The sequence below is a fragment of the Okeania sp. SIO2F4 genome, assembly GCF_010672385.1.
Classification (GTDB): Bacteria; Cyanobacteriota; Cyanobacteriia; order Cyanobacteriales; family Microcoleaceae; genus Trichodesmium.
In genome coordinates, this window is the sequence record NZ_JAAHGT010000132.1 from 6,283 (window position 1) to 15,456 (window position 9,174).

The window sequence follows — 9,174 nt, forward strand, 5'->3', positions numbered from 1 at the left end:
ACTATAAAATTACTTTGGTTCTATCTCTAGATTACCATCTTCATAAAGTATGATAGCAAATTCAGCCTATTCTGTTTGATTAGTAGCATTCGGTTTAACTAAATTTGGTAATGGTGTGCTGCTCAGATGATTTTTTGCTATTTGATTAAACGCTTCGTAAGAAATAATAGCTCCGTTTTTATCTACTTTAAAATGTAAGCATTCAGCTCTCAGCTAAATGCTATCAGCTTCATTACCTTTAAAAGAGGAAAAAGCAATAAGCGAGATTTCAAAGAATTAAAAGTATGGGTAAAACTCCATCAGTTAACCTTAAAAGTCTATCGAGTTACATCGTTCATTAAAAAGCTGAGAGCTGACCGCTAATAGCTGAATGCTTACTATAAAATTACTTTGGTTCTATCTCTAGATTACCATCTTCATAAAGTATGATAGCAAATTCAGCCTATTCTGTTTGATTAGTAGCATTCGGTTTAACTAAATTTGGTAATGGTGTGCTGCTCAGATGATTTTTTGCTATTTGATTAAACGCTTCGTAAGAAATAATAGCTCCGTTTTTATCTACTTTAAAATGTAAGCATTCAGCTCTCAGCTAAATGCTATCAGCTTCATTACCTTTAAAAAAAGCTCACTAATAAGTAATAGAATAATAGAAATTAATATCATTACTGATATACTTTTAACTTGTTCCATTAACTCTATTACAGATTTGGGAATCATTTGAGATCCTTGATAGAAATTTATCTCATCATCCTCATCTGTTTTAAGAACAATCATTTCTGCTTCATGGGGTCGGATCGCTATTTCTGTGGTTGCTCCGACTCGAATGTGTAACGGTCCATTGAATTGAGCTTTTCGTAAGACTTGTACTGGTCTATCAGAAACTACTCCCATTGCTGCTAGTCTCTGAACTATTCCTTGTTCGCGACCGATGTTTAGGACTTGATCGACTATTCCCATTTGCCCTGTTTTCAAATCAGCTACATTCATTTCAATTACCTCCGATGTTATTGTTATGATGTTATGTTAGCTACTGTCTCGTATTGTGGTTATGGAAGACACGATAATATTTTTAGCAGGGTTAGATCAAACAGCCAATATTTTTATTTTCTACTGCAATGATCGTCGAACCACTACGGTTTTTACTGAGTACCTCTAGCTCTATTCATACAACCAAACCCATTTTTTCCAAGTGACGAGTCATGTCACCTTCAGCATTTATAGCAACGATACATAAGCGATCGCCTCGTTTTGCTTGTGTGAGTGGGAAGTTAGTTTGTACTACTGATGGTTGAGCAACTTCATAGTTGTTCTCTTTTTCCCAGATGTAGTTACTGTCTCCTAGAAATGTAAATTCCCATGCTTTCTGTTTTTTATCTACATTTTGGCATGAGTCATCTTCATATTTTTTCTCCATTATTATTTATTAATTATTGAGAATTTTTTTTAATTGTTTGGATTGTAATTAATTAAAAATAGTTTGTCAAGGTCTATATTAATTTACTTTTCTTAACTAAATTGATAACTATTTAGGAGTCTTATTTAGGTGGTGAAAAAAATGGTTGTGCCTGTGCGAAAGTGTGGGATAAGTAAGTAGGGATGGTCAATCTAATCTAAAAGCACTGATATAAAGGTAAAAGCATTTTTAGAGCGAAAAAAGTGCAAATTTTTCAGCTTAAGCGACCAAAAAGTGACAATAAAAGGCAGACACTTCCCAAAAAGATACACCCTCCAATTATTCTTCCTACTTTCGGAGGTCTCCCCACACTTCCCACACTTCCCACACTTCCCACACTTCCTTGACGCACTACCAAAAAAATCTCTGGGAACTGAGCAACACGAAACAGGAATCGAGTTTCAGACTTTTTATCTATTTTTTTGATTTTTTATAAATCTCAAACGAATTGCTATATCAAATTGTATTTGACCCCCCGATCCAAAGAATTAATTAAGATTTGATGAAATTTAGTAAAATTAATGTTAATATTTACTTTTTTTTGTCTTGCATAAACAATAAGGGAATAGCAAAAAATAAATTATCCAATTTTTGAAATAGACCTGGAAAATTTCGCTGCCTAATTTCCCTACTCCCTAAATTCAGGGTAATTATATATTTTTTATTTGGAAGTTCCTAAGCAGGTAGACAAAATTATTTGTATGTTTTGTTCAGGGATATTTTCTGTTCCCATATCTGGCATTCTCTACCTCTTCTAAATGTTAAATTACAGCAGTTTTCCAGTTGATAAGTTACCGAATAATTAATAATTAATAATTAATAATTATTGATTAAATAATTCAGCTTGATTAGCCTCCCCTTTAAAGGGAAAAAAAATAATATTTCCTGATATTCAATTCCGTTACGGTTTTCCTTGAGGTAATTATCCATTATCCATTATCCATTAATGAAAGAGTTTTAGGGCAATAAAGAAAATAAAAACGGTAGATAAAATTCTACCTCAGCATCCATTACTGTTATAGCAATATGATATGAGTTGTGAGATATTGAAGACTTTTAGGGAACAGATAAGAAGGAAAAAATGTATCTTATGAATTAAGATAACTACTATAGTCATTTCAAATCAGAATAAAACACTTTTTCGGCTGAAACTATTTCACGGCAATAAATTCTTGTCTCAATCTAAACTGAAATGACTATATATAGCAATCCTCTAATCGGTTGTAGAGTATTTTGGGAGTAGTTAGGAGTCAGGAGTCAGGAGTCAGGAGTCATAATTTTCAGGGTTTTCAGCTCTTTTTAACTATTATAAAACTTGTTACGACCAATTTAGGATTGCTATATTCTCTACTTTTAAGGGACACCTCAATTCTCACATCTGATTCCTGATTGCTATAATATTCGCTTGAATTTTAGGATTTGTAATAGCAATTCACTTAAATAATGTCACACGCAGGGTTATGAAATCATCACCTAAAATTATTTTCAATTAAATTTTTGCTGCTCGTACAATCTAACTTTTTACTTTGAAATTTTATTAGAACGATATATAGCGTTTCTCAAGTTACTGAAGTACAGTTGTTTTTCTTCTTTTATATTCCCACCGAACCAGAATTATTACGACCTACTCACAGATGGGAATGTTATCAATAGAGAAGAGAAAATATAGAATTATTTTGTAGAATTATTCCCACTTTTTCATGTCGGGGAGTAAAAATCACTTTACACAAAGGCTTGATTTTTTATTTATCAAAATAATTGGGTCTAAAACCCTGCCTTTTAAGAAGAAATGTTTTTGGAGAGTTATTCTCAATCCCCGTTACAAAAACAACTTCTAACTTCTGACTTCTGACTTCCTTAAAGATAGCCTCTAGTAACTACTGAATATTAACTACTAAAAATTTGAATTTTCCAGACGCTCTTTAAAATATAAATTATATAATTCACAACTTGGTGTAGCTTCATTTCCTTGCAAATTTATTAATCCTATACTATTTAACTTTAATCCTTGCATTACTTCTAATTTTACTGTTTGATGACAACTTATTACTGTTTTAAAGGCTTGTGCTAATTCTGGATATTGTTGCAAGTAACACCAATGTCGTTGTAAATGAGCTGCATAACACCCTATATCTGTTGCTGCAGTTTTTAACAATTCATCTATGGTAATATCCTTTTGAGAAAGTTGATATAAAGCTAATTTTATTAAGTAAGGATTTCCCCCAACAATTGCCATTAATTTTTCGATTTCAGACATATCTAATTGCAATTGATAATGGCTGGCTAAATCTTGAATTTGATCTGCACTTAACTCTGGCAAATCAATTGGTAAACCAACATTAAAAGGCGATTGATTAATATCTATAGGCACATAAGCTTCTGTTGAATGTACAACTATTAATCGCATATTTTGCCAAAGGTCACGATTTTTTGCATCTTCGTGCCAAGCTCGTAATAAACTAAAAAAGTCTACAGTAATTTCTGGATATTGAAATATATGATCTACTTCATCTAATGCTAATACTATGGGAGTATCTATACTTTTCAAAATATATCTCTCAAAATAAGATTTACAGGATACTTTACTGCCAAAAATTTCGTTCCAATAATTATCTAAGTTAGCTGCTAAATTCAATTCTGAAGCTACCGCAGCACAAAACCATCGCAAAAATTTATCTAAATTGTTAAAAATTTGACTCTCAACTAATTGTAAATTTAATACTGCTGTTTGATATCCTAATTTTGCAGCACGATCTAAAATTCTTGCCATTAAAGATGTTTTTCCCATCTGTCTGGGTGCTTTAATTCTAATTAAAGCACCTGGTTTAGTAATTTCTTGATAACAATTTTTTTCAATGGGAGGACGCTCAATATAAAAACTAGCAGCGTAATTATCTTGACTTTTTGGTAATTTTGGTGGTGAAGATGGCAAAGGCTTTCTATAAGTAAAATTCCTAGCAGAATCATTGATAAATTTTGATTCTATTATCATTTCTGGTGTTGATGGAAATACTGGTTTTTCTATATAGTCAATAATTTTGACAATTAATTTTTCAGGTTCGTCAGCATTTTCCCATTCCCATTGTCTAATTTTAAATAAATAACTATATAGATTATAATCCCAAGGTGAATCAATGGGAATATTAGTTTTAATAGGTATTATCCATGGCTTTTGCTCTGGATGATAATCTTGATTTTTTTTTGCTATCCTGACTGTTTCAGTTACCATCTCATTAAGAATTGATTTGGCAGTTAATAGTAAAATTAAGTAATCTGATTCCTTTAATTTTTGATAATTTTCTTTAATACGTTTATTTTCAGGCTGACTATAATTTGCGATAAAATATTCATAGTTCTTACTGTTAAATTTTTCAGTCAGATTGGCAAAAAAAATGTTACTAGAGCTTTCTTGTTCTGTAATTACAAATAATTTTGGCATAACTAAACTCTTTAATTAACGATTTAGCAATTCCCAAAAAGCGTGAGGTAGAAAATTTTAGCTTTTCAGCAACAGGGAACAGGAAATAAAAAAGACAACTTTACCGAATAATTAATAATTAATAATTATTAATTAAATACCTTGGTTAAAAGCCTCCCCCCATAGAGGAAAAAGCGGTCGGAAAGCGGAGCATTCCGTAGGATGGGATGGCGAGGTCTCCTCGCTTGCCTCCAATCGACCAAGAGAAAAAAATAATATTTCTTTATATTCAATTCCCTTACGGTTTTAACCAGAGGTAATTATCCATTATCAATTAATGAATTGAAGCTTACTTAGAAATGATATATATAGCAATCATATTTCAGTTGTAAGATTTTAGTGGTAATTAGGAGTCAGAATATAAAACGATTTTGATTGTTCTTAATTGTTCTTAAATATCTCATAAATCATTCCTGATTGCTATATGAGTTTGATAATATCATATATATAGCAATCTGATTTGAATTGTGAGAGATTGTAAATTGTTAGGAAATAAGGAATAGGCACTCTTACAATAGATAAGAAAGAAAAAACAGTATCTTCTCAAGATGATAATCCCTATATTCTATACCTTTTCAGGAATAGTAAAATTATTACGTCTGATTTCTAATTGCTATAGTTAAAAACAAATTAATATATTGATTTTGGTGTTCTTTATAGTTAAAATAAATCATCACTTTCTCAAACTAACCTATATTTAAAGACAACAAATATTTTGAGAAAATATTTAGTTAATAGCTATAAAAAAATCATCAAAATTTTATCTTTAAGAAAAATTTTTTTCAGTTATAGGAGCGATCGCCCTGTTACCTTTTGAGGGAGAGTATCCTATATCAACAAGTTAAGTAGTTATACCAATTTCCCAAAATAAAGCTATATTTGCTCAAGACTTCAGTGATTAAGTAACAAGTAAAGTCAAGTCATGTTTTTAAGGATACTAGGCATTAAGTGTTATACCAATTCCCAAAAGAATTGCTATACTTATGTAGCACTTCAGTTATTAAGTAATTAACATATGGAAAATCACTTTTATGCTAATAATAGCCCATTTAATGTTTATTATTCTTATGTTGTACGGACGTTGCATGCAACGTCCCTACCTCCCACACTTCCCCTCCTGGGAGGGGTTAGGAGTGGGTCCCACACTACCCCACATTTGGCAGATATAGCATTCTTTTTGAGAAATAGTATTAAACTAATTATTCGGTCGAACCCTACTCTCTACTTCCTACTCTTAAGAAGATGTAGCAATACTTTTGATATTTGGTATTATACCGCTACGCGGAAGGTACTAATGCTAAAGTTTATTACCGAATCATTAATAATTAATAATTATTAATTAAATAATTCTGGTTCAAAGCCGACCCTTTCAAGGGGAAAAAAAGTGATCTTGAATTTCCTTATATTCAATTCCGTAAAGGTTTTAAGCAGAGGTAATTATCAATTATCCATTATCCATTAATGAAAAAAGGTTTTGAACTTATACTAATTTCCTAACGTATTTGCGTAGTGCTATATGCGAAATTATTTGCACATCTAATTTAGCTCCATAGCTTTTCTAATTTCAATTGTGAGAGATTGTAGATTTTTAGTGAATAGTTACTCTGGCAATAGAGAAGAAACAAAAAACAGTATCTTCTCAAGATTATAACCCCTATATTCTAGATTTTTATTTTTAAGGAATAGTCAAATTCTCACATCTAATTCCTGATTGTTATATAACTTATCTATATTTTTTTATTTTCCTACAAACAAAAACTTTAAGACAAAAATCACTGTTAATATCCACATAAAAATAGTAGTTTCATGGAATTTACCTTGAAAACTTTTCAGAATAGGATAAGTAATTAAACCCATAGCTAATCCATCGGCTATAGAATAACTTAAAGGCATAATTATAATTGTTAAAAATGCTGAAATAGATTCTGCTGGATCGTCCCAAGAAATATTACGAACACTACCCATCATTAATACTCCAACAATTAATAAAGTCGGTGCAGTTGCCACAGAAGGAATTGCTGATAATAAGGGAATAAAAAATATAGATAAAATGAATAAAAATCCCACAACAACAGCAGTAAATCCACTACGTCCTCCTTCAGAAATACCCGCAGCAGATTCAATATAACTTGTGACTGTAGAAGTACCCATTATTGCACCAAATGTTGTGCCGAGCGCATCCGCCATAAATGCTTTATTTAAGTTTAATGATTCTCTTGTTTGATTAAAATATCCCGCTTTTATTCCTAATCCTGTTAAAGTACCTACTGTGTCAAATAAATCAACAAATATCAAAACAAAAATAATAGTAATTAACTCCCAAATATTAGTTTTGACTATATTTTCTAAACCAACAAATGCTTGACCAAATAAGTGTATTGGTAATTGCGGTAAACTAATAATTCCTTGAGGAAAAGGTGCAATTCCTAATATCCAACTTAGTAATGCTGTTGCTAATATTCCCCATAATAATGCTCCAGTAATCCGCCGCGCCACAAAAGCTGAAGTAATTATTATTCCAGCGATCGCTACTAATGTTTCTGGTTGATTGAGATTACCTAAAGTGGTAGTTGTAGCTTCGTTAGTGACAATTATTTTGCTACTTGTTAGACCTATATAAGCAATAAATAAACCTATTCCTGCTGTGGTCGCTTGTTTAATACATTCTGGAATATTATTAACTATTTTAGTGCGAATTTTGTTAGTAGTTAAACCAATAAAAATTAAGCCTTCTATAAATACAGCAGCTAAAGCAACTTGCCAAGAAATTCCTAACTTTAAAACTACTGAAAAAGTAAAATAAGCATTTAATCCCATACCTGGTGCTAGAGCATAAGGATAATTCGCATATATTCCCATAATTAAAGTGGCAAATGCTGCCGATATTGCTGTAGCAATTACCAATTCTCCAAATAGATCGCCAGAGCTTTCTAAAAAAATTGCTTTGGATAATATGTCAGGATTTACTACTAAAATATATGCCATTGTGACAAAGGTAGTTATTCCTGCGATTATCTCTGTGTAGAAATTAGTTTGGAGTTGATTAAATTGAAAAAAATTAGCAATAATTCCTAATGTCTTTGAATTGCCATTCTCTGGGATCATATTGCTACCTAACAATTGATAATTTGGATGAAAATTATATCTTTTTTTGTCTATTTTGTCAAATAAAAAATATTTTTTCTGCGATCGTAAAGACTGTTTTTATCAACCAGGGATACTCTGATATATAAGTGTTTCAATATTTTGAAAATACCATGGTACATCCACTTTAGTAATATTTAGCAATTTTTGATTTGTGTTTGCACAAATACATAAACCTTTGTATTACTCTCATTTTTTTCACATTTGATTTTTCCAGAGAAAATTGCTGTTGTCAAAACCATGCTGTATAATTATTTATATATTCATAATTTATTTAGAATTGTTGTAGTAATTAACTACTAGCAGATTCTAACAATTTATCGAGCGTTGAACCTTGGAGAAATTAATAATTTTTTTCAACTACATCCTTCTAAGATAAAAGTTATTTTTTTGATGAATAAATCAAGAAAATCTTGAGTTAAAGTTTGCTTAAATAGAACTTATACCAAATCTCAAAAGTATTGCTAAATCATCTTAAGATTAGGCAGTAAGGTTCGAGCGAATAAGTAGTAATTGTGATCTTTGCAAACTAATTGTTAAAAACATTGCTGAACCTTATTTATTACTTAATCACTGAAGTCTTGAGCAGGGTATTGTATTTTTTTTGGGAATTGGTATTGTACAAAACAAGATTTTTCTATCATTGCTAACAACAGTAAAGGAATCTCAAACTCATAGTTGAGATTACAGATTCGTAAATCTTGTTTAATTGTCATAGCTAAAAATATGAAATAACTAAATCAACTTTAATTACCCAATAAAATTGGGTAAATACCTAAGTAAGTAGGGTTTCTAACTGGTACACAATTCAAAGGTAAATTTAACATGACAAGTCAAATACAATTACTACCTCAAAATTCAGAACAAAAATCTACATTTTTCTCTTTAATAGCATTATTAGTAGGATTATTAGCTGTATCCTTAGCAGCAATTTTCATTCGATTAAGCGAAAGAGAATTAGGACCTGCTAGTACAGTATTAGATCGTTTTCTAATCTCTGGTTTTGTCTTGTGGTTTTGGGGTAATTTTCAAGCTCAAAAAAATCAATTATCAACTAATAAAAATGAACAATATTCAACTTATACATTTAGTGAGTGGA

5 protein-coding genes and 1 pseudogene are annotated in these 9,174 nt (G+C 30.8%); 1 reads left to right on the forward strand and 5 read right to left on the reverse strand.

Going from position 1 to position 9,174, the window contains the following annotated elements; translation table 11 throughout:
- Positions 1–585 precede the first annotated feature (585 nt).
- The 5 genes from F6K22_RS11055 to F6K22_RS11075 form a co-directional block, all read right to left on the reverse strand.
- On the reverse strand, positions 586–987 hold the full coding sequence (locus tag F6K22_RS11055; RefSeq protein WP_293097077.1) for a FeoA family protein: 402 nt from the start codon (positions 985–987) through the stop codon (positions 586–588).
- A 175-nt stretch (positions 988–1,162) separates the two neighbouring features.
- A complete protein-coding gene (locus F6K22_RS11060) occupies positions 1,163–1,414 on the reverse strand; it encodes a hypothetical protein (RefSeq protein ID WP_293097079.1) in 252 nt (83 codons plus the stop codon).
- Positions 1,415–3,347: 1,933 nt separating this feature from the next.
- Entirely contained in the window at positions 3,348–4,892 is a 1,545-nt protein-coding gene (locus F6K22_RS11065; RefSeq protein ID WP_293097082.1) for an AAA-like domain-containing protein, read from the reverse strand.
- Between the two features lie 1,776 nt (positions 4,893–6,668).
- Entirely contained in the window at positions 6,669–8,036 is a 1,368-nt protein-coding gene (locus F6K22_RS11070; RefSeq protein WP_293097084.1) for an NCS2 family permease, read from the reverse strand.
- 605 nt (positions 8,037–8,641) lie between these two features.
- Positions 8,642–8,791: a hypothetical protein gene (locus F6K22_RS11075; protein WP_293097087.1), complete on the reverse strand. Its 150-nt coding sequence runs from the start codon at positions 8,789–8,791 to the stop codon at positions 8,642–8,644.
- Positions 8,792–8,900: 109 nt separating this feature from the next.
- Between F6K22_RS11075 and F6K22_RS11080 the strand changes: the two are divergent.
- Positions 8,901–9,174: pseudogene (locus F6K22_RS11080) on the forward strand (hypothetical protein); the annotation flags it as partial.

Coding starts and splice junctions, on each gene's coding strand:
- F6K22_RS11055 (WP_293097077.1), bottom strand. CDS start 987: ATGAATGTAGCTGATTTGAAAACAGGGCAAATGGGAATAGTCGATCAA.
- F6K22_RS11070 (WP_293097084.1), bottom strand. CDS start 8,036: ATGATCCCAGAGAATGGCAATTCAAAGACATTAGGAATTATTGCTAAT.
- F6K22_RS11065 (WP_293097082.1), bottom strand. CDS start 4,892: ATGCCAAAATTATTTGTAATTACAGAACAAGAAAGCTCTAGTAACATT.
- F6K22_RS11075 (WP_293097087.1), bottom strand. CDS start 8,791: ATGACAATTAAACAAGATTTACGAATCTGTAATCTCAACTATGAGTTT.
- F6K22_RS11060 (WP_293097079.1), bottom strand. CDS start 1,414: ATGGAGAAAAAATATGAAGATGACTCATGCCAAAATGTAGATAAAAAA.